Raw genomic sequence first — 22,461 nt, 5'->3', positions numbered from 1 at the left:
TTTTCTATCTATAATTAACACTAATTAAAATTCGATCCACCCATTAATTGCATGATCCATTGCTGAAATTGTTCAGCGAAATCAGTGCTAAAATAAGTTGAAATTTCTTCAGAGGACATTGCTCCAATGTCTACAATATTAGAAGTATCCATTTCTGTTACACTATCAATAATAGATCCATCTATATTCATATCGAGTGCAAGAACTTCAGGCATGTCTGTAGTTCCGAATGTTACAGTATTACTGGAATTCATTTGATCTTCATCATAAGTAGATTCACCAGACCAGACCATACTTCCTTCACCGGTATATGGCTCACTAAACCCTAAGGTTCGATCGAACGTTCGAGTATTGTCACTTACTGATTCTTCACCTTCATAATATAATTTCATCTCAGCATCTGGAATGGAGACTTCTATATTGTCTTTGATAATACCATCTTTAGAATTTAAGTCACCAGAGAGCACTAAAGATGAGCTTTCATCTGCTGTAAATTCAAAATCGAAGAAAATTTGATCATCTGTTAAATGTTGTTGTCCGTTGATATCTAATGAAACTAATTCGTCTCCTTCTGGAGCTAAAGCAATATTCAATTCACGTTGTACTACTTTATCATCGGCAATCCATAAAGCTGATTGAATCCCATCATTAAATTGGAACGTTTCAACTTCTTTTATTGCTTCTTCAAATACAGTTTCATAGTCTTCTAGAATGAGATTGATTTCTTCTTCTAATTGTGACATATCGCTACCTGCTACGTAAGAAGTATTAACTAATTGTTCGTGGACAAGTTCTTTTAGCTTTTCATCATCTTTCATTTTTTCAAACAGGTTAGTCAATATTTCTCTTGTTTGTTCTTCTGATAAATGCATCGTAACTTTTTCCGCACTAATTGATTCACCGTTTACTTCTACATCTTCATTAGAGCTCTCAAATGCATCTTCAGGTAGTAAATCATAAGTATACATTATATATTCTTCTTTGACATACTCAAGATCTTCTTCCTCTAGTGCGTACATATTATCAAATAATATGCTATCTAAATTTAGCGTCTCGTTTCCTGTGAACGTATATGGATCAAGTTCATACATAAGGCTACCGAAATCCTCATCATGAAATTGAAGTGTCTCATTAAGGAATGGTAATCCTAATGTAAGATTTCCTTCGTTCACAGCCAATTCAATATCATTCAATTCTATTCCATTATAGTTTACGCCAATGTTTGTATAAAATTGACGTGCTTCCATATCTGTTTGAGTATTGAACATAAGTCTAGAGTTATTAATCATTTCAATCGCTGGATCTGCTTGCAATCCGTTAGAGCTTGGATCATTAAAGGTAACGCCAATGTCTAGGTTTTGTTCGATTGCCTCTTCCTCTGATTTTTCTACCCATGCTAATTCATCCGAATAACGATTTTCTACATACTCTTTTACATGTTCCAACGAATTCTTCTCAGCAAGAAAATATGTAGCTTTTGGAGAAGAACTATTAATAAAGAATGCTGCAGCTGTTCCTCCTAAAAGTACTATTACACCTACTATTAAGGCGATGATTCCCTTGGAAAGGCCTTTCTTTGAAGTGTTACTCGTATTTTCTTCCAAAATATTTACCCCTTTCTGTTTGTGCTCTTTTACAAGTTTATTACATTACTGAAAAACATATAATAAAAAATTGCTTCAATTTTTTATATCATTTAACAGATAGGTAGTCAAATATATCTAATAATCTTCTAAATAGCTATATATATTAAAAGTTTCATATAAAATTTAAATTTAAGATTAATAAATGATTCTTTATGCTTAATTGTATACGATATTATGTAAAATAATGAAGAATGAGATAATATAATATAAGGGATTTGTCGAATTAATAGTTCTTTATACTTATTTTTAATTTGATGTTCGATTTTATATATAAGTAAATGGTATGAACAAGACTTTCCATACGTTTCGAATAATTAAAGGGATTAAGGAAAAAAGTTCTTGAATGTTACCATAGATACTATTCAACTTGAAGTATTAACATTACAATATATAAAAGAAGGAGATCCGGTCAATTTATTCGCAAGAATAGACCCTGACCTCCTAAATTTAATTAAAGCTGCTTTACACCAGATTCTAATGATTGGATCATTTCTTTTTTTTCTTGATCATCAGAGTGTTTCCAAATTAATTCAAATAACACTCCTAGACCGGGAAGCATTTTTTCCTCACCATTTTGAATGGCATCCACAATAGTAGCTTCTAACTGTTGCTCATCATTATTAGAAATGTTGGAATAAATTGCTTTGCGTAAATTTAAATCCATCAAACACACTCCTCTTGAAATAGTGGACTAAACATAGTTTGACCACAATGACAAAATATATGTATGATACAGATAGGAAAATTACGAAGGATGTTTTAAATCATGATTACTTCTATAAAAAATGAAAAAGTTAAAAGTTGGAAAAAATTGCATCGAAGGAAAGAACGTTTAAAGACGAATACATTCTTAATAGATGGTATCCATTTAATTCAAGAAGCTTTAAAAAGTAATTGGGTTATACAAGAGTTAATCGTCGTTGAAGGGTATGAATTACCTAACGATGCTAAAGATGTTCCTGTTGCGTATGTAAGTGAAAATGTATTAAAAGAAATTTCACAAACACAAACCCCTCAAGGAGTTATTGCTGTGGTAGAGATGAATATACCGAAAGTACAAGAAGATAACAATTTGATTATACTTCTTGATGCCATACAAGATCCTGGAAATATGGGGACTATAATTCGGACTGCTGATGCAGCTGGTGTAGATGCAGTTGTATTAGGTGATGGATGTGTGGACATATTTAATGATAAAGTTATCCGTGCTACGCAAGGGTCAATTTTTCATATACCTATTTATACTGCAACATTAGAACAAGAAATTCATATGTTACAAACACAAGGATTCACTATTCTTGCCACAGCACTACATGATGCAGTGGAATATACTGAAGTTAGCGTTCATAACAAGGTTGGCTTAATTTTAGGTAATGAAGGAGCGGGAATAGCTCCTTCATTATTGAACAAAGCAAATCAACGTATAAATATTCCTATTTATGGGAAAGCTGAATCATTAAATGTTGGCATTGCAGCTGGTATATTAATGTATCATTTAAAAAAATAACCTTGCATGCTTAGTATGTTTTTTCTATAATGGTTTTATTACTATAAATCAATACAAGCAATGAAGGAGCTAGCAAGACTCATTTTTGATCAATTTAGGGAAGGAATGTCCTGACTGAAAGCATTCCTATTGATGAAGAGAATTGCATTTCACTCTGGAGCTAACACTTGGACCATAGATGAATGTAAAGGTGTTTCGGAACCCATCCGTTATCAGGACAAAGTTGGATTATTAATATAATGTAAAATACATGTATAATCAACAAGGGTGGTACCGCGACCATAGAGCCTCGTCCCTTTCTGGGATAGAGGCTTTTTTGTTTTTCGTATTGATAAATATTAGGGAGGTATAAAGAATGAAAGAAGAATTACACGCCATCCGTGATGAGGCAATTGCTTCTGTTGAAGAAGCAAAAGATATGAAATCATTACAGGATCTAAAAGTGAAATATTTAGGGAAGAAAGGTTCGTTAACGAGTGTTCTAAGAGGAATGGGTAAATTATCCAAGGAAGAACGCCCTGTCATTGGTGAAATAGCCAATCAAGTTCGTGAACAAATTACCGCTGCACTAGATCAAAAAACAGAAAAAATGGAAGAAGAAGCATTAAATGAGAAATTAGAGAAAGAAACGATTGACGTTACTTTACCTGGTAATCCAGTACACATAGGCGGTAAGCATTTATTAACCCGTGTTGTTGAAGAAATAGAGGATTTATTTATAGGTATGGGATATGAAGTGAAGGAAGGTCCCGAAGTGGAAACAGATTACTTTAACTTTGAAGCATTGAACCTCCCAAAAAACCATCCAGCAAGAGATATGCAGGATACATTTTTTATAACAAATGAATTGTTACTTCGCACACAAACTTCACCAGTACAGGCACGTACGATGCAGGCTTACAATGGAGAGAAGCCAATTAAAATGATATGTCCTGGTAAGGTTTATCGACGAGATACGGACGATGCGACGCACTCCCATCAATTTAGACAAATAGAAGGGTTAGTTATTGATAAAGATATTACACTAAGTGATTTAAAAGGAACGTTAGACATCTTTGCAAAAAAAATGTTTGGAGAAGATCGTGAAATTCGTCTACGTCCATCATTCTTCCCATTTACAGAGCCGTCAGTAGAGATGGATGTTTCCTGTAAAGTATGCAGTGGCCAAGGGTGCTCCGTATGTAAGCAGACTGGTTGGATTGAAATTTTAGGAGGAGGAATGGTACATCCTCGAGTTTTAGAGATGAGTGGCTATGATCCAAAAGTTTATAGCGGATTTGCATTTGGAATGGGGCAAGAGCGTATCGCAATGCTTAAATATGGCGTAAATGATATTCGTCATTTTTATACCAATGATATTCGATTCTTAACCCAATTTCACCAAGCATAAACGGACAGAGATAAAAGGAGGAAGACCATGTTAGTATCTTATAATTGGTTAAAAAATTACGTGAACTTAGATGCTGTTACACCTGAAGAACTTGCAGCAAAGATAACAAAATCAGGAATTGAAGTAGAGGGCGTCGAATACATCGCGGAAAAAAACGAAAATATAGTAGTTGGCTATGTGGAGACTTGTGAAAAACATCCTGATGCGGATAAATTGAATGTAACACAAGTGAGTGTCGGAGAAGAGACATTACAAATTGTATGTGGTGCGCCAAATATAGCTAAAGGGCAAAAAGTTGCAGTAGCTAAACCAGGAGCGGTACTGCCGGGGAATATGAAAATAAAAAAAGTAAAACTTCGCGGTGTGGAATCTAACGGAATGATTTGCTCGCTACAGGAACTTGGATTAGAAGAGAAGTATATACCAACAGATATTGCAGAAGGAATATTTGTATTCCCAGAAGATGAGGATATCGAAGTTGGATCAAAAGTAGATGAGTGGTTGAATTTAACAGATGCAGTTTTAGACTTAGACGTCTTAGCAAATCGCCCTGATGCACTTAGTATGCTAGGAGTAGCTTATGAAGTGGCAGCTGTTTTAGATCAACCGATTGAATTGCCAACTAAAAATATCGATTATATTGATGAGAAAGTATCTGATCAGATAGAAATAAATATTGAATCCAAAGATTTAAATCCGTACTACGCAGCATTCATGGTTAAAGATGTAGTGATTAAACCTTCGCCTTTATGGATGAGAAATTACTTAATGGCTTCAGGAATTCGACCAATTAATAATATCGTTGATATTACGAATTATGTTCTTTTAGAGTATGGTCAACCATTGCATGCATTTGATTTCGATCGTTTTGCTTCAAATCAAATTGTTATTCGCAGAGGGGTTGAAGGGGAAGTAATCCAAACATTGGATGAACAAGAAAGAAAACTAACCGAAGATAATCTTGTAATTACTAATGGAAGTGAGCCTGTTGCCTTAGCAGGGGTAATGGGAGGAGCAAATAGTGAAGTTACGGATAAGACGGTTAACGTTTTATTAGAAGCTGCATATTTCGAAGCTACAGCAGTAAGACATACGGTGAGGCAAACTGGGCTGCGAAGTGAATCAAGTACCCGGTTTGAAAAAGGTATTGATCCTAATCGAATCGTTGAAGCGGGGTTAAGAGCATGTCAATTAATGCAGAGATATGCTGGTGGCAAAGTACTACAGGGATTTGCCGAAGAAAATCATCTTGATACAAAATCAACAAAAGAAGTGAAAGTTCCGCTCACCCAAGTAAATCAAAGACTAGGCATGGAATTAACAGAAAAGGATGTGCAGTCTGTCTTGAATCGATTAAAATTTGATTTTGATCAAGATGGCCATACATTTATTGTTCATGTGCCAACTCGTCGTAGAGATATTACGATTTTTGAGGATATGTTAGAAGAAATTATCCGTATTCATGGATATGATCATTTACCATATACAATTCCACAAGGTTGGGTGAAATCTGGCGGCCTAACAGATAAGCAACTACTGCAACGGAAAATAAGAGAGTTTATGATGAGCAGTGGAGCAATGGAAACATTGACATATTCTTTAACTAATGAGCAAAATGTAAAGCGATTAGTTACGCCTAATATTGATTTAGAAAATAGTTATCCAATTTCATTAGCTATGCCAATGAGTGAGGATCATAAATATTTACGTCTAAGTATTGTGCCAGAATTGCTACGTATATTACAGCATAACATTGCTCGTAAGCAAACAGATTTAAATTACTTTGAAATAGGAAAAGTATTTATTTCAGAAGAACAAGAATTGACGCATCAACCAACTGAAAAATTGCACTTAGCTGGGGCATTTACAGGATTATGGCATAATCATCCTTGGCAGCAAGATAAAAAGCAGGTTGACTTCTTTGTGGTTAAAGGAATTATTGAAGGCTTATTCAACTATTTGCAGTTAAATATTTCCTTTAAACAGGTTAAAATGAAGGATATGCATCCAGGTCGATGTGCTGAACTTAATATTGATGGAGAAAATATAGGATTTATGGGTCAATTACATCCAAAAACAGCAAATGTTTTTGACTTACCGGAGACATATGTTTTTGAGATAGACTTAGAGTCTGTATTTGAAAAATATATAAATGTGCCATCCTTTACAGATATTCCAAGGTATCCATCCGTATCTCGTGATATTGCATTTATTCTTGATACTGAAGTATTCTCAGGAGAGGTACAACAGTATATACAAGAAATTGGAGCACCATTAGTAAAGGAAGTTTCTATCTTTGATGTATATCAAGGGGAACACCTGGAAGATGGGAAAAAATCTGTCGCCTATCGTTTAATGTATCAAGATCCTGCAAAAACACTGCAAGATGACGAGGTAGAAAGTTCTTATCAACAAATTGTAGAAGCTGTAAATAAGAAATTTGGTTCTTACGTTCGATCTTAATGTAGAGATTTAATCAATTTCTCAATTAATATTTATGAAATCCGATGATTCGAACATTAATGTATGTTATCAAAAAAGGGTAAAGTTAGCATCGATAACTTTACCCTTTTGTTAGCTTTTTGATGTAAAAGAATGATTACTCATTGTCTCATCCTCGGCTACTCATTTCGAATTCTCCCGTATTGATTATCCTTGGGATGGGGATTCAGGAAGAGTCCAATCAATTTCTTCTACATTATTCTTATGTAAAATTTGATTCGCTTTGGAAAAATGATTTGATTCAAAAAATCCACGATAAGCCGACAACGGACTTGGGTGAGGAGCTTTTAAGATAATGTGTTTGTTTGTGTCGATTAGCTCCCCTTTCTTTTGAGCCGCACCACCCCAGAGTAAAAATACAACCGGATGATCTTTTTGATTGAGTGTTTGAATAACTTTATCTGTGAACACTTCCCAACCCTGACCACGATGAGAATGAGCTTTCCCTTCACGCACTGTTAATACATTGTTTAATAATAATACACCTTGTTTAGCCCAATGTGTAAGATGACCATGGGTAGGCATACTCATACCAAATTCATGGGTTAATTCTTTAAAAATATTTTTTAAAGATGGAGGTATGGTTATCCCAGGTTGTACAGAAAAGCTTAATCCATGTGCTTGGTCCGGACCGTGATAGGGATCTTGCCCCAATATGACTACTTTGACTTTATGAAATGGAGTAAAATGAAGTGCATTAAAAATATCTTCCATAGCGGGATGGATCTTCTCTTCTGTATATTCTTTTTTTAAGAAACTTCTTAATCTTAGGTAGTAGTCTTTTTTGAACTCATCCTCTAATAAAAGGGACCAATCATTATATAAAGGGTTTTCCATTAATATCATCCTTACAGTAATTTTTGTGCCTTCTGCGTATTAGCAAAATGCGTTTTCGCATATTTATCAAGTTCTTCGAAACCTTTAGAACGAATAAGTCTGGCTGCCGTTTGATCAACCTTTGCGGAAGCTCCTTTAGGTAGTTCCATTTTTGCTTCTTCAGATAGTTCATCCATTGCATTTACAAATCTTGCTCTAGCCAATATGGAAGCAGCTGCCACACTAATAGAATGACTTTCTGCTTTCGTAATAAAAGTCGTGTTCGGATGGAGCGTTTTTTTCTCTGATTGTAAATATTTTTTGTAAACAGGAGGTTGGCAAAATTGATCGATCACAATACCTTTTAAGGATCTGACATCGATTTTTTGCAATAATTTATCAATAGCATGATGATGCAGCATTGCTTTCATTTTTCCTTGGGACCAACCTTTTGCCTGTAATTTATTATATTTTCCATTCGGGAGCAAAAGGAGAGAATAGGGAATTTGTAAATGAGCAATCTCCTTAGCAATTTGTTTAATTTTTGTATCGTTTAAATGCTTTGAATCACGTACACCTATTTGTTTTAGCTTTAATTGTTGCTCTTTTGTTGCAAATAATGCTGCTACTGTAATGGGCCCAAAGTAATCACCTGTACCCGCTTCATCAGAGCCGATATGATTGTCAGTAAATAATTCCGCTTGTGGAGAATATGAGTGTTTTTGTTCTAACGAATGTTTCTTTTTATCATTTAAAGGAACGTTACCCCACTTCGATGCTTCGGATTCCGGTGCAGATCCTTGGAAAAGAACTTTACCTGATTGATAAGCAGTGATTACTGCGTTATTCGTTTTTGCACGAAAAATAGCACCTTGGGGGGTTGATGTTAACTGCGAAAGATAATATTTCTTCATTTTTTGAATTTGTTCCTTAGTAGTTACAATTACTTGTTGGCTCATTTTTTGACATCTCTCCAATCCTTACATACATTAGACTATAGCAAAATGATTGATTCATTGAAATACTTCTTTTTATAAGAACTTCATGTTACTATTATATGAGAATTATTGTCGCAGGAGGCAACATTATGAGTCAAGAAGATAAACAACGAATAACAGTTGAAATATATAATCGTAAATACCATATAGTTGGGGAAGAGTCTGAAAGACATATGCAGTTAGTGGCGGATCTTGTCGACCAAAAAATGAATGAGATTCATGAAGTGAATAAACAATTGGATACTTCCAGTCTTGCAGTCTTAACTGCAGTAAACACAATGAATGATTATCTAAAACTAAAAGAAGATTATGCAACGCTTTTAGGATCGATAAAGAAGAAAGAGGATTAAAACCATATGTTAGATATATTATTATTTTTACTTTTGATTTTCGGTTTTTTAATGGGATTGAAGCGTGGATTTATTCTTCAATTACTCCATTTAACGGGATTTATTGTTGCTTTTGTCTTGGCCGTGATGTATTACAAGCCACTAGGTGAACAATTAGCATTGTTTATCCCATATCCGGAGTTGTCCAGTGATAGTTCATGGGCAAACTTTTTACAGTCATTACCGCTTGAAGGCGCGTTCTATAATGCAATAGCGTTTGCGCTTATTTTTATTGCGGTGCGCGTAATCTTACAAATAATTGCTTCCATGTTAGATTTTGTAGCATCCATACCTATTATTAGTTCAATTAATAAGTTATTAGGTGCAGTATTAGGATTTGTTGAGATCTATTTGCTGTCTTTTATTTTGTTATTTATTTTAGCATTAACTCCACTTGGTGGAGTTCAAGAGGCAATACAACAATCATCGATTGCTTTATTTATGATTGAAAAAACACCATACTTCTCGGAGAAAATAATGGAACTATGGTTTTCAATTGGAAATTAGAAAAAGCTAAATAGTAACTAAACGCACTGACTCATGTTGATCGGGAGGCTTAACGAGTACATCCTAGAAAATTGCGTGAGTCAGTTTGTTTTTTATAGCGTGCAAGTGGAGACCTAGTAAAAAGTATTTAATCAGCAGACGAATATTATTTGGAAGTAACTAACTCTAAAATATATAACTCTAGGTGGTTGCTTAACCGAAAAAGACTGGATTGGTGAATTAAATGAGTATTAATAAAAAAGATATCATAAAATTATTAGAAAAAATAGCTGTTTATTTAGAATTAAAGGGAGAGAACCCATTTAAAATTTCTGCGTATCGTAAGGCAGCGCAGGCATTAGAGACAGATGATAGGAGCTTAAGTGAAATGGGGGATTTCACTAAGATTAAAGGTATAGGAAAAGGGACAAGCGTTGTTATTGAGCAGTTCATCCAAGATGGTTATTCAGAGACGTTAAACGATTTATCAAAAGAAGTACCACCTGGTTTACTTCCTTTATTAGATTTACCAGGATTAGGTGGTAAAAAGTTATCCAAGTTATATCAGGAGTTACAGGTTGTAGATGCTAACAGTTTAAAAGAAGCTTGTCTTACAGGAAAAGTAGAAGCCTTATCAGGGTTTGGTAAGAAATCTGCAGAGAAGATTGTAAAAGCTCTGGATGAAGTCGGCAAGCGACCAGATCGGTTGCCGATTGCTACTATGTTACCTTTAGCGGAAAAGATAGTCGGATATTTAGAAGAAATGGATGGGATAATCCGTTTTTCGCAAGCCGGAAGTATTCGTAGGATGAAAGAATCCATCAAAGATTTAGATTTTATAATAGCTACCGAAAACACAGAGCGTGTTCGAGCTAATCTATTAGATTTACCACAAATTAAAGAAATTATTGCCAATGGAGATACAAAAGTATCTGTAACGATTGAAGATGTGTATGATATCAATGTTGACTTTAGATTAGTGCAAGATAAAGAATTTCCAACTACATTACATCATTTTACAGGTTCAAAAGATCATAATGTCGCAATGCGTCAGCTAGCAAAAGCTCGTGGTGAAAAAATTAGTGAGTATGGTGTAGAAGTAGAAGAAACGGGGGAACTTATTACATTTGAAACAGAAACTGAATTTTTTAATCATTTTGGATTAAATTATATTCCTCCAGAAGTTAGAGAAAATACCGGCGAAGTAGAAGCGTTTCAACAAGAGCAAAAACTGATAAAGAATTCAGATATTCGTGGAGATCTTCATATGCACACTACCTGGAGTGATGGTGCTCAGTCTTTAGAAGAAATGGTAAATAAAGTTAGAGAAAAAGGGTATCAATTCATGGGGATTACCGATCACTCTAAGTATTTACGAGTAGCAAACGGATTAGACGAGGATCGCTTGCGAAAACAACGCGAAGAAATCTCACATTTAAATGAAAAATATGATGATTTTCATATTTTTTCAGGTGTTGAAATGGATATTAAACCCGATGGTGAATTAGATTTTTCTGATGATTTTCTACAAGAAATGGATTATGTAATTGCTGCTATTCATTCTAGTTTTAATCAATCTGAAGAGAAGATTATGGAGAGGCTATCAGCAGCTTTAGAAAATCCATTTGTTTCAATAATTGCACATCCAACGGGAAGGTTACTTGGGCGGCGTTCGGGTTATTCTGTCGATATGGATATGCTGATACAAAAAGCGAAAGAAACAAATACTGTATTAGAAATTAATGCAAATCCAAATCGTTTGGATTTATCCCATGAATGGGCGAGAAAGGCTCAAGAAGCAGGTGTATTGTTAGCAATTAATACAGATGCACATAATTATCAGATGTTAGATCATATGAAATATGGTGTAGGGACAGCAAGAAAAGGATGGATAAAGCCATCAACTGTAATAAACAGTTGGACGAAAGAAGAGGTAGAGCGCTACTTTAACCGAGGTAAGTAAGTGCCCTTGGATGGACTTAGCTAAAAGGGGTTTTTAAAATGAATGAACGTGTATTACGTGTACTAGATTTCAAATCAGTAACTGAAATGTTAAAAGGACAAGCAGAAACAGCTTTAGGTAAAGAAAGAGCAAAGATTACCAAGCCTCTTTCTTCTTTAGATAAAATAAATATGTTACAAGACGAAACAGATGAAGCTGCAAAAATCATTAGGTTAAATCAAGCGATTCCTTTAGGAGGAATAACAGATATTAGGGCTAGTGTAAAACGTAGCTCGATAGGTGGGATTCTTTCTACAGATGAATGTTTAGATGTTGCTAATACTTTATACGGAAGTAGAAATGTTAAAAATACAATTGAAAATATGGAAGAGCTAGATATTCCTATTTTGAAAGAGCTAGTGGAACATATTACTCCTATACGTGAACTGGAACAGGCAATAAAAAGCTGTATCGATGATCATGGTCATATTATGGATGGAGCTTCTAGTCAATTAAGATCGATTCGTAGTTCCATTCGTACATTAGAGAGTAGGATTCGAGAAAAGCTAGAAAATTATACAAGAAGCAATAGTAAGATGCTCTCTGATGCAATTATAACTATAAGAAATGATCGCTATGTATTACCAGTAAAGCAAGAGTATCGTGGAGCTATTGGAGGGATTGTACATGATCAATCCGCTTCTGGCCAAACACTGTTTATGGAACCAAAGGCAGTTGTTGACATCAACAACAGTCTTCATGAATCAAAGTCGAAAGAGCAATTAGAAATTGAACGCATCTTAAAAGACTTGAGTAATCAGGTTGCTTCTTATGAACAGGATTTACTAGAAAATGTAAAAGTATTAACAAATATTGATTTCATCTATGCTCGTGGGAAGTTAGCACAAGCAATGAAAGCATCACGTCCTAAAATGAACGATGAAGGATATATGAAGATGCAACAGGCTAGGCATCCAATGATCCCTATCGATGAAGTTGTAGCCAACGATATCGAATTTGGCAGAGAGTATACCTCAATTGTTATTACTGGTCCTAATACAGGGGGGAAAACAGTAACCCTTAAATTAGTTGGACTTTGTACATTAATGGCCCAATCAGGACTACAAGTTCCAGCACTAGATGGGTGTGAAATGCCAGTATTTGATGAAGTCTTTGCCGATATTGGTGACGAGCAATCAATTGAACAGAATTTAAGTACATTTTCTTCCCATATGACGAATATAGTCGATATTATGAAAAAAATCACTGACCGTTCTCTTGTATTGTTTGATGAATTAGGATCAGGTACAGACCCGCAAGAAGGTGCTGCGTTAGCAATGGCAATATTGGATGAGGTAATCTCTAAGCAAGCACGTGTGATTGCGACAACACACTATCCTGAGTTAAAAGCATATGGTTATAATCGTGAACAAGTAGTGAATGCATCTGTTGAGTTTAACGTAGAGACTTTAAAGCCTACTTATCGCTTATTAATTGGTGTGCCTGGACGGAGTAATGCATTCGATATTTCAACAAGGCTTGGCCTCGAACGAGCTACTATTGAAAGAGCCAAAAGCTTAATCGGTGTAGATTCGAAGAGTGTGGAGAATATGATTGCCTCTTTAGAAAAGTCACATCTTGAGGCAGAACAGGATTATGAACAAGCACATGATGTATTATTAGAATCAGAAAAACTTCGAAATGCATTAGAACATGAATGGAACCTTTTTGAACAGAAAAAAGAAAAATTATATAAAAAAGCAGAAGAAAAAGCAGAGAAAGCGATTCAGAAGGCAAGAGAAGAAGCGGAGACTATTGTTTCCGAAATGCGTCAGATGAAAGACTCTGCAGGGTTGAAGGAACATGAGTGGATCGAAGCAAGAAAAATGCTTGATGAAGCTAAACCAAACTTAACCAAGAATGGTAATCAAAAACAAGTTGATCCGAAACCAGTGGAAGATAGACAACTTCAGCCAGGTGATGAAATTAAATTACTAACGGTTAATCAAATGGGTGAAGTGTTAGAAAGAGTTAGTGATAAAGAATATTTAGTTCAGGTTGGGATTATGAAAGTAAAAGTGAAACGAAAAGATCTGGAATTAATACGAAAACCAAAAAAGAAACAAGTGGATCCAGTAACTACAATCAAGGGTTCTAATTATCATGTTAGTACTGAACTGGATTTACGTGGTGAAAGATATGAAGATGCTATCCTCCGCTTGGAGAAGTATGTAGATGATGTATTATTAGCAGGTTATCCAAAAGCATCGATCATACACGGTAAAGGAACGGGCGCCTTACGAAAAGGCGTACAAGAATTTGTAGGGAGACATCCACGGATAAAAGGTGCGCGACCTGGTGAATCAGGTGAAGGTGGTAGTGGAGTAACTGTCATTCAATTAGGTTAATTTACTGTACTGAGACAAAACGAGCTTTTACTATTTCGTTAAACAAAATCACGTAAAGTTATAAGTTATCGTTTTGTCTCAATTTTATTATACATAAGAAGGGAAGAACCGAATTGGAAAACTTCTGGGAGCATATCATTATTGTTACAACAGCAAGATATAGTGTGTTTATTTTATGTACGCTACTGTTTTTAGCGATATTTGAATTAGTAACATCGTACAAAAATTGGCATGAAATTAAAAATGGTAATGTGGCTGTGGCAATGGCAACCGGAGGAAAATTATTTGGTATAGCAACTGTTTTTCGATTCTCCATTGAACATAACGATAGTTTGCTGATATCAATAGGCTGGGGTATTTACGGTTTTGTTTTATTAATGATTGGTTATTTGATTTTTGAATTCTTAACTCCTGCAATGAAGGTAGATGAAGAAATAGGTAAAGGGAACAAAGCTGTAGGATTAATATCAATGGTGATATCTATAGGATTGGCTTATGTAATTGGTGCGAGTATTGTTGGATAGGAGGACAAATAAATGGTATTAGATAGACTAGCGAAAATTTTAATCGCTGTTTCGGTTGTGTTTCTAGTAGTAGGTATTTTTTACCTGATTTTATAAAAAAATATAAATAAAAATTCAAAAAATAGAAATTAATCGGTATAATGGTTATAGTATTAACTAAAGGAGGAGAATAAATTATGGTCAAACAAGAGAAGGTTTGGCATAGTCGTTATCCGAAAGAAATACCAATAACCATCGATTATGTCAAAAGACCGCTTTATGATGATTTGGCAGAGAGCGCAAAAAAATACGGTCAAAAGAAAGCGCTTCATTTTATGGGCAAAGACATAAGTTATCAATCATTGTATGATGAAGCAAAGAAGATGGCAAACTATCTGCAATCCATAGGTGTAAGAAAAGGAGATAAAGTAGCAATCATGCTTCCGAATACTCCACAAGCAGTAGTCAGCTACTATGGTATTTTAATGGCTGGGGCAGTGGTAGTACAGACAAATCCTCTATATACTGAAAGAGAACTTACGTACCAAGTGAACGATTCAGAGGCTACAGTAATTATTTGTTTAGATATATTGTTACCGAGAGTGAACCAGGTACGAAGTCATACCTCATTAGATCATGTCATTGTTACAGGTATTAAAGACTACCTCCCATTTCCCAAAAACCTGATTTATCCATTTATTCAAAAGAAAGAATACAATATGGTGGTGAAAGTAGAAGAAAGTAATGATACACATGTTTGGCAAAAAATAATGGAACATTCTGTTGCTGATTATTTAGAATCGACGATTGATCCAGAAGAGGATATTGCATTATTACAATATACTGGTGGTACTACCGGGCATCCGAAGGGAGTTATGTTGTCGCACTATAATCTTACTTCAAATGTACAGATGTGTGAAACATGGTTGTACAAAATAGTTGATTCGGAGTCTAACAAGCAAAATGTTGTGCTTGGTGTATTACCATTCTTTCATGTATATGGAATGACTACAGTAATGAACTTTTCGATAAAAAAAGGATCAAAAATCATACTAATGCCTAAATTTAACGCTACTGATATTTTAAAGGCAATAGATAAGCAGAAACCTAACTTGTTCCCTGGAGCTCCAACCATCTATATTGGTCTGCTTAATCATCCAGATTTAGAAAAATACGATTTATCCTCTATTGAGGCTTGTATCAGTGGATCAGCTCCACTTCCAATTGAAGTTCAGGAAAGATTTGAAAAAATTACTGGTGGAAAATTGGTTGAAGGATATGGCTTAACGGAATCGTCCCCTGTAACTCATTCTAATTTTGTTTGGGAAGAGAGAATTAATGGAAGTATCGGAGTTCCTTGGCCAGATACGGATGCAGTCATTTTTAAAATGGACGGTGAATTAGAGCCAGCCGAGATTGGAGAAGTAGGAGAAATAGCTGTAAAAGGTCCACAAATTATGAAAGGATATTGGAAAAACGAAGAAGAAACAGCTAAAGTTCTAAAAGAAGGCTGGTTAATGACTGGTGATATGGGTTACATGGATGAAAATGGCTATTTCTATGTAGTTGATCGAAAAAAAGACATGATTATTGCAAGTGGATATAATATTTATCCCAGAGAAGTTGAAGAAGTGCTATATGAACATCCATCTGTTCAAGAAGCAGTCGTTGCAGGTGTTCCCGATCCTTATCGAGGAGAAACCGTTAAAGCTTATGTAGTGTTAAAAGATGGTGCTGCTTTAACAGAAGAGGAATTAAATGAATATTCAAGAAAACACTTAGCTGCATTTAAAGTACCTCGCATATATGAATTCCGTGATGAATTACCAAAAACAGCCGTAGGAAAAATATTACGAAGAAAATTGATAGATGAAGAGAAAGAAAAACAAACAGAAGAAGTTTCATCTGTATAAATGATGAGCCTCGTGCTCTTTTTTCATTAAAAAATAGACAAGCTATCTATTGACAGAATAATTCGAGGAATGTATATTGAAATTATGAATGATCATTCACTCAGTATCGCGAAACACATCTTAAGGAGAAAATCATGAATAATCAAAAACCAAAATATCATCAAATAATCGAAGCAGCAGTTAAAGTTATCGCTGAAAATGGCTATCATGGGTCACAAGTATCTAAGATAGCCCGTGAGGCAGGGGTTGCAGATGGAACGATCTATCTTTATTTTAAAAACAAAGAAGATATATTAGTTTCTGTTTTTGAACAAAAAATGGGGCAATTTGTAGACAAAATAGCAGATGCCATTAAAGGGAAAGACAACGTATCTGACAAATTGTTGAAACTCATAGAAATGCATTTTAGTCAATTATCTGCAGATTATCATCTAGCGATAGTAACTCAGTTAGAATTAAGACAGTCAAATTTATCTTTACGCCTAAAAATTAATCAAGTATTAAAACCATATTTGACCATGATCGATCAGATCGTCGAAGAAGGTATGGAGTTAGGTGAATTTCGTGAAGGGTTAAATATACCACTTGTAAGGCAAATGATATTTGGTACCTTAGATGAAATCGTTACGAACTGGGTAATGAAAGAACAAAAATATAATTTGATTCGTATGGTTCCTGAGGCACATGCATTAATAATTGGTGCCTTAGTATATGAATCTTAATATTAAAAGGGAGAAGAGGTGCCAACATTGACGTTAATAGCTTTTGAATTAAAAGATCAAGTTGCCTGTTTGACTATTCAAAGTCCACCTGCCAATGCGTTATCAGGGGCAATATTGAAACAACTCAATGAACGACTTAATCAAATAGAAGAAGAAGGTAAAGCGAAGGCAGTTGTTATTTCGGGTGAAGGTAGATTCTTCTCTGCTGGAGCAGATATTAAAGAATTCACTGGATATCAACATGCATCTGAATATGAATCTCTTGCCAATAATGGGCAAAACGTATTTGATCGTGTAGAACATTTTTCTATCCCTGTAATTGCAGCTATACATGGAGCTGCGCTTGGTGGGGGTCTTGAACTTGCAATGTCATGTCATATTCGATTAGTTACTGAGAATACAAAGTTAGGATTACCAGAAATGAATTTGGGTATCATTCCTGGTTTTGCAGGAACTCAACGTTTACCACGACTTATCGGGAATGCACGAGCTTATGAAATGATATTAACAGGGGAACCAATAAGTGGACAGCAGGCTGCTGATTGGGGATTGGCGAATCATGTAGTTCCAGAAGAAGAATTGCTGCAAAAAGCAATGAACATTGCGAATAAAATTACTATGAAAAGTAAGCCTGGTATTTCAGAGATAATGCATTTAGTTCCATATGCAAATAAAGATCAACTCTCAAAAGGTGTAAAGGAAGAAGCAAAGTCTTTTGGCAGGGTATTTGGGTCTGAAGATGCAAAAGAAGGTGTCACAGCATTTATTGAAAAACGAGAACCAAATTTCCAAGATAAATAGATTCGTAGTTTAGGAGGAAGTTAAATGAATATATATGTACTTTTAAAGAAAACTTTTGATACAGAAGAAAAAATTACTGTTTCAGGCGGTAGAATTGAAGATGATAGTGCCGAATTCATCATAAATCCTTATGATGAATATGCAGTGGAAGAAGCTATCGTGCAGCGTGATGAACATGGTGGAGAGGTTACTGTAGTTACAGTTGGTGATGAAGAGTCTGAAAAACAATTACGTACTGCTTTAGCAATGGGTGCTGATAAAGCTGTCTTGATAAATACAGAAGAAGATATTGAAAATGGAGATCAATATACTACTGCTAAAATTTTAGAAGCATTTTTTGAAGATAAAGAAGTAGACTTAATTCTAGCGGGTAATGTAGCAATTGATGAAGCCAGTGGGCAAGTCGGGCCACGTTTAGCAGCACTGTTAGATATTCCTTACGTTTCTACAATAACTAGCTTAAAGATTGATGACGATACAGCTTCAATTGAAAAAGATGTAGAAGGGGATGTGGAAATTATTGAAACAAGTTTACCCCTGTTAGTTACTTGTCAACAAGGTTTAAACGAACCACGTTATCCTTCTTTACCAGGTATAATGAAAGCGAAGAAAAAACCATTGGAAGAAATTGAAATTGACGATTTAGATTTGGATGAAGATGATGTGGAAGCAAAAACAAAAACAGTAGAAGTATATCTTCCGCCGGAAAAAGAAGCGGGTAAAATTCTCGAAGGGGAACCTGCTGATCAAGTGAAAGAATTAGTATCCTTATTGAAAAACGAGAAAAAAGTACTTTAATGTTTTATTGCAGAAAGGGGCTTAAATAATGAGCGACAAAATTTTAGTAATTGGTGAATTGAGAGATGACGAAGTACGTAACGTTTCATACGAAGCGATTGCTGCTGCTAAAAAGATTGATCATAATGCAGAAATTGTAGGGCTGTTAATAGGTAGTGGAGATATTGAAAGCCAAGGTCAATCATTAATTGCTTACGGTGCTGATCGTGTGATTGTAGTTTCTCACGATAATTTGAAAACGTATACATCAGAAGGTTATGGGCAAGCAGTTATGGAAGTGGTTAATAATGAATCTCCTACAGGAATAGTTATGGGACACACTTCGATTGGAAAAGATTTAACTCCAAAAATTGCTAGTAAATTAAACACTGGACTTGTATCCGATGTGGTAGATATCGAAGATGATGGTGTATTTGTACGTCCGATTTATTCTGGAAAAGCATTTGAAAAAAAGGTTATCACGGATGGGATTACTTTTATAACAATACGTCCAAACAATATACCTGCGCTTGAGAAAGATGGATCTAGATCAGGAGAAGTTAGCTCTGTAGATGTGAATATTACTGATTTACGAACAGTAATTAAAGATGTTATTAGAAAAGCATCTGAAGGAGTGGATTTATCTGAAGCAAATGTAATTGTAGCAGGTGGTAGAGGTGTAAAAAGTGCGGATGGCTTCAAACCATTATATGAATTAGCGGAAGTACTTGGAGGTGCAGTTGGTGCTTCACGTGGTGCATGTGATGCAGACTACTGTGATTATGCACTTCAAATTGGTCAAACTGGTAAAGTAGTAACTCCAGATTTATATATTGCAGTAGGAATATCTGGAGCGATCCAACACTTAGCGGGGATGTCAAACTCGAAAGTAATCGTTGCTATAAACAAGGATCCTGAATCCAATATTTTTAATGTAGCGGATTATGGTATAGTTGGAGATCTATTTGAAGTCATTCCATTGCTTATTGAAGAAATAAAAAAAGTTAAAGTGACAGTTTAATCTAAGAGACAATAGGGTTTGCATGAAAGCTTTCATAGATTAATAGCTAACCCTATTGTCTTTAATAATACTCATCTAAAATTCAACAATTTCTCAAAAAACAGGAGCTGAATCGTATGTAGCGATTATTTACAGGCCTGTGTTTGTTATCAAAGAGTGCATAGAAATACCAACGTAAATTTATTACATAAAGATAAGCAAACTATTAGGAAGTATATGCCATGGGTGATATACTCATAATAAGCTTTAGATGAAGCTTGATGAATTTGTTTTTTAAGGAGGTAACAAATAATGGCTATTAAGCATGTAACTGATCAAAACTTTACAGAAGAAACTTCAAAAGGTCTTGTATTGGCTGATTTTTGGGCACCGTGGTGTGGACCTTGTAAAATGATTGCACCAGTACTAGAAGAAATTGATGGTGAGATGGAAGAAAAAGTACAAATTGTTAAATTAGATGTAGATGAAAATCAAGAAACTGCAGGTAAATTTGGAGTAATGAGCATCCCAACATTACTATTATTCAAAGATGGGGATGTAGTGGATCAAGTTATTGGATTCCAGCCGAAAGAAGCATTAGAGGATCTTATAAACAAACACGCGTAAGAGAATTTACTTGGTGTTGTAACTGAATACCTGTATAATTATAAGAAATAGAGAAAAATCCCTTGTCTGTCATTATTGCTGATAAGGGATTTTCTAATTAAACAAATAAACATACTGATGAGCAATGTACAAACTGTACTAACTCACATTTGCAGAAAGTAATTATTATCGTTCTTATCGATGAATAAAGGATTTGACGCTTATGAATGAAAATATAGAGAAAAAACTGTCTATATTGCCACAACAACCAGGTTGTTATTTAATGAAAGATAAAAATGGGACTGTTATTTATGTTGGGAAATCAAAAAAATTAAGAAATAGAGTAAGATCGTATTTTAGAGGTGCAAATGATAGGAAAACACAACGATTAGTTCAAGAAATTAGAGATTTTGAGTACATGGTTACTTCTTCAGAGATTGAAGCATTGATTTTGGAAATGAATTTAATTAAAAAATATGATCCTAGGTATAATGTCATGTTAAAGGATGATAAATCGTATCCTTATTTGAAAATCACCTCAGAAAGGCATCCTCGTTTAATTGTTACTCGACGATTAAAAAAAGATAAGGGTAAGTACTTTGGACCTTATCCCAACGTAATAGCCGCTCGGGAAACAAAAAAACTTCTAGATCGAATGTATCCTTTGCGAAAATGTAATAACCCCTCGGGGAGGCCCTGTCTTTATTATCATATGGGACAGTGCAAAGCTTGTGCGGAAAATCCACCTTCCGTAAAAGAATATCAAGAAATAGTTCAAGAGATTAGCTCTTTTTTGCAGGGTGGATTTAAAGATATACGAAAAAATTTAGCAGGGGAAATGCAAAAGGCAAGCGAAGCGTTAAATTTTGAACGAGCGAAAGAGATAAGGGACACAATACAACATATCGATGCTACAATGGAACAGCAAAAAATGACATTGACTGATCAAATGGATAGGGATATCTTTGGTTATAGCTATGATAAGGGATGGATGTGTGTCCAAGTATTCTTCATACGACAAGGGAAATTAATTGAAAGAGATACCAGTGTTTTTCCATTTTTTGATAGTCCTGAAGAAACAATAGTCAGCTTTATCGGAAGATTTTATTTACATGAAAATCATTTGAAGCCAAAACAAGTATTAGTTCCGGTTGGTATCGACAACGAATTATTAGCTAAAGTGTTAGAGATACAGGTGCATATACCATTAAGAGGAAGAAAAAAAGAACTGGTACAATTAGCTGTTAAAAATGCAGAGATTTCTTTAAATGAAAAATTTCAATTAATTGAAAAAGATGAAGAACGAACAATTCAAGCTATAGAAGATTTAGGTGAACAATTAAATATAGAGACACCACATCGAATAGAAGCTTTTGATAACTCGAATATACAAGGTACTGATCCAGTCTCTGCAATGATTGTTTTTGAAGACGGGAAGCCAAATAAAAAAGAATATCGTAAATATAAGATTCGGGATGTAAAAGGCCCCGATGATTATGATACGATGCGGGAAGTGGTTCGAAGGCGATATTCGCGTGTCTTGAAAGAAAATTTACCATTACCAGATTTGATTATCGTTGACGGGGGAAAAGGTCAAATGTCCGCAGCGTTAGAAGTTTTAGAAGATGAGTTAGGTTTAGATATACCATTAGCAGGACTAGCCAAAGATGATCGTCATAAAACAAGTGAACTGTTATATGGAATGCCACCTATAGTTGTTCCATTAGAAAGACAATCTCAAGCTTTTTACCTTGTACAGCGAATTCAAGACGAAGTACATCGATTTGCAATTACATTCCATCGCCAATTAAGAGGGAAGAGCTTATTTCAGTCTGAATTAGATAAGATTCCGGGTGTTGGTGAAAAGAGAAGAAAACTGTTACTTTCACACTTTAAATCGATTAATCAAATAAAAAAAGCATCTATTGAAGATATGAGGAAATTGGGGATTCCAAGTAATATAGCTGAATTAGTATTGAATCATTTAAACTCACCAAATGATGATGAAACGTAAATCATGATTATTTGAGCCAATTTCATACGTGCTAGATTTAA

At 34.9% G+C, this 22,461-nt stretch carries 19 protein-coding genes; 15 read left to right on the top strand and 4 right to left on the bottom strand.

Annotated elements, in window-relative coordinates; all coding sequences use genetic code 11:
* Positions 1–20: 20 nt before the first annotated feature.
* Positions 21–1,604, bottom strand: coding sequence for a DUF6583 family protein (locus OB_RS10985; protein WP_011066528.1), 1,584 nt, complete (start codon positions 1,602–1,604; stop codon positions 21–23).
* Between the two features lie 493 nt (positions 1,605–2,097).
* Positions 2,098–2,310 (bottom strand): small acid-soluble spore protein SspI, encoded by a 213-nt coding sequence (gene sspI / locus OB_RS10980; RefSeq protein WP_011066527.1) that lies wholly within the window; start codon positions 2,308–2,310, stop codon positions 2,098–2,100.
* 102 nt (positions 2,311–2,412) lie between these two features.
* On the opposite strand from sspI, the gene OB_RS10975 reads away from it, so the two are divergent.
* From OB_RS10975 to pheT, 3 genes are all read left to right on the top strand, one after another.
* The gene (locus OB_RS10975; protein WP_011066526.1) at positions 2,413–3,153 is read left to right on the top strand and encodes a TrmH family RNA methyltransferase; all 741 of its coding nucleotides are present in this window, start codon (positions 2,413–2,415) and stop codon (positions 3,151–3,153) included.
* Positions 3,154–3,508: 355 nt separating this feature from the next.
* The gene (pheS, locus tag OB_RS10970) at positions 3,509–4,543 is read left to right on the top strand and encodes a phenylalanine--tRNA ligase subunit alpha (protein WP_011066525.1); all 1,035 of its coding nucleotides are present in this window, start codon (positions 3,509–3,511) and stop codon (positions 4,541–4,543) included.
* Positions 4,544–4,570: 27 nt separating this feature from the next.
* Positions 4,571–7,006, top strand: coding sequence for a phenylalanine--tRNA ligase subunit beta (gene pheT, locus OB_RS10965; RefSeq protein ID WP_011066524.1), 2,436 nt, complete (start codon positions 4,571–4,573; stop codon positions 7,004–7,006).
* Between the two features lie 186 nt (positions 7,007–7,192).
* Here the strand turns inward: pheT and OB_RS10960 are convergent, their stop codons facing one another.
* Together OB_RS10960 and rnhC are read right to left on the bottom strand one after the other, a co-directional pair.
* Entirely contained in the window at positions 7,193–7,882 is a 690-nt protein-coding gene (locus OB_RS10960; protein WP_011066523.1) for a uracil-DNA glycosylase, read from the bottom strand.
* Between the two features lie 11 nt (positions 7,883–7,893).
* On the bottom strand, positions 7,894–8,820 hold the full coding sequence (gene rnhC / locus OB_RS10955) for a ribonuclease HIII (RefSeq protein ID WP_011066522.1): 927 nt from the start codon (positions 8,818–8,820) through the stop codon (positions 7,894–7,896).
* A 128-nt stretch (positions 8,821–8,948) separates the two neighbouring features.
* Between rnhC and zapA the strand changes: the two genes are divergently transcribed.
* The 12 genes from zapA to uvrC all read left to right on the top strand — a co-directional run bounded on the left by zapA (position 8,949) and on the right by uvrC (position 22,420).
* Entirely contained in the window at positions 8,949–9,209 is a 261-nt protein-coding gene (gene zapA, locus OB_RS10950) for a cell division protein ZapA (protein ID WP_011066521.1), read from the top strand.
* A 6-nt stretch (positions 9,210–9,215) separates the two neighbouring features.
* Positions 9,216–9,755 carry a CvpA family protein gene (locus OB_RS10945; protein WP_011066520.1) on the top strand — a complete coding sequence of 180 codons (540 nt, stop codon included), beginning with the start codon at positions 9,216–9,218 and terminating at the stop codon, positions 9,753–9,755.
* A gap of 223 nt (positions 9,756–9,978) precedes the next feature.
* Complete coding sequence (gene polX / locus OB_RS10940) at positions 9,979–11,697, top strand: DNA polymerase/3'-5' exonuclease PolX (RefSeq protein WP_011066519.1); 1,719 nt, start codon at positions 9,979–9,981, stop codon at positions 11,695–11,697.
* Positions 11,698–11,735: 38 nt separating this feature from the next.
* Positions 11,736–14,084 carry an endonuclease MutS2 gene (locus tag OB_RS10935; protein ID WP_011066518.1) on the top strand — a complete coding sequence of 783 codons (2,349 nt, stop codon included), beginning with the start codon at positions 11,736–11,738 and terminating at the stop codon, positions 14,082–14,084.
* 113 nt (positions 14,085–14,197) lie between these two features.
* Positions 14,198–14,608, top strand: coding sequence for a DUF350 domain-containing protein (locus tag OB_RS10930; protein ID WP_011066517.1), 411 nt, complete (start codon positions 14,198–14,200; stop codon positions 14,606–14,608).
* 176 nt (positions 14,609–14,784) lie between these two features.
* On the top strand, positions 14,785–16,500 hold the full coding sequence (locus OB_RS10925; RefSeq protein ID WP_011066516.1) for a long-chain-fatty-acid--CoA ligase: 1,716 nt from the start codon (positions 14,785–14,787) through the stop codon (positions 16,498–16,500).
* Between the two features lie 134 nt (positions 16,501–16,634).
* Positions 16,635–17,222: a TetR/AcrR family transcriptional regulator gene (locus tag OB_RS10920; RefSeq protein WP_011066515.1), complete on the top strand. Its 588-nt coding sequence runs from the start codon at positions 16,635–16,637 to the stop codon at positions 17,220–17,222.
* A gap of 27 nt (positions 17,223–17,249) precedes the next feature.
* Positions 17,250–18,023: an enoyl-CoA hydratase gene (locus OB_RS10915; protein WP_011066514.1), complete on the top strand. Its 774-nt coding sequence runs from the start codon at positions 17,250–17,252 to the stop codon at positions 18,021–18,023.
* A gap of 24 nt (positions 18,024–18,047) precedes the next feature.
* A complete protein-coding gene (locus OB_RS10910; RefSeq protein ID WP_011066513.1) occupies positions 18,048–18,821 on the top strand; it encodes an electron transfer flavoprotein subunit beta/FixA family protein in 774 nt (257 codons plus the stop codon).
* A gap of 28 nt (positions 18,822–18,849) precedes the next feature.
* The gene (locus tag OB_RS10905; RefSeq protein WP_011066512.1) at positions 18,850–19,821 is read left to right on the top strand and encodes an electron transfer flavoprotein subunit alpha/FixB family protein; all 972 of its coding nucleotides are present in this window, start codon (positions 18,850–18,852) and stop codon (positions 19,819–19,821) included.
* A 291-nt stretch (positions 19,822–20,112) separates the two neighbouring features.
* Positions 20,113–20,427, top strand: a complete 315-nt coding sequence (trxA, locus tag OB_RS10900) for a thioredoxin (protein WP_011066511.1) — start codon at positions 20,113–20,115, stop codon at positions 20,425–20,427.
* A 202-nt stretch (positions 20,428–20,629) separates the two neighbouring features.
* On the top strand, positions 20,630–22,420 hold the full coding sequence (uvrC, locus tag OB_RS10895) for an excinuclease ABC subunit UvrC (RefSeq protein WP_011066510.1): 1,791 nt from the start codon (positions 20,630–20,632) through the stop codon (positions 22,418–22,420).
* The last annotated feature ends 41 nt before the right edge of the window (positions 22,421–22,461 follow it).

The organism is Oceanobacillus iheyensis HTE831, assembly GCF_000011245.1.
In the GTDB taxonomy this organism is placed as follows: Bacteria; Bacillota; Bacilli; order Bacillales; family Amphibacillaceae; genus Oceanobacillus; species Oceanobacillus iheyensis.
This window is presented reverse-complemented; position numbering and strand designations above follow the sequence as displayed.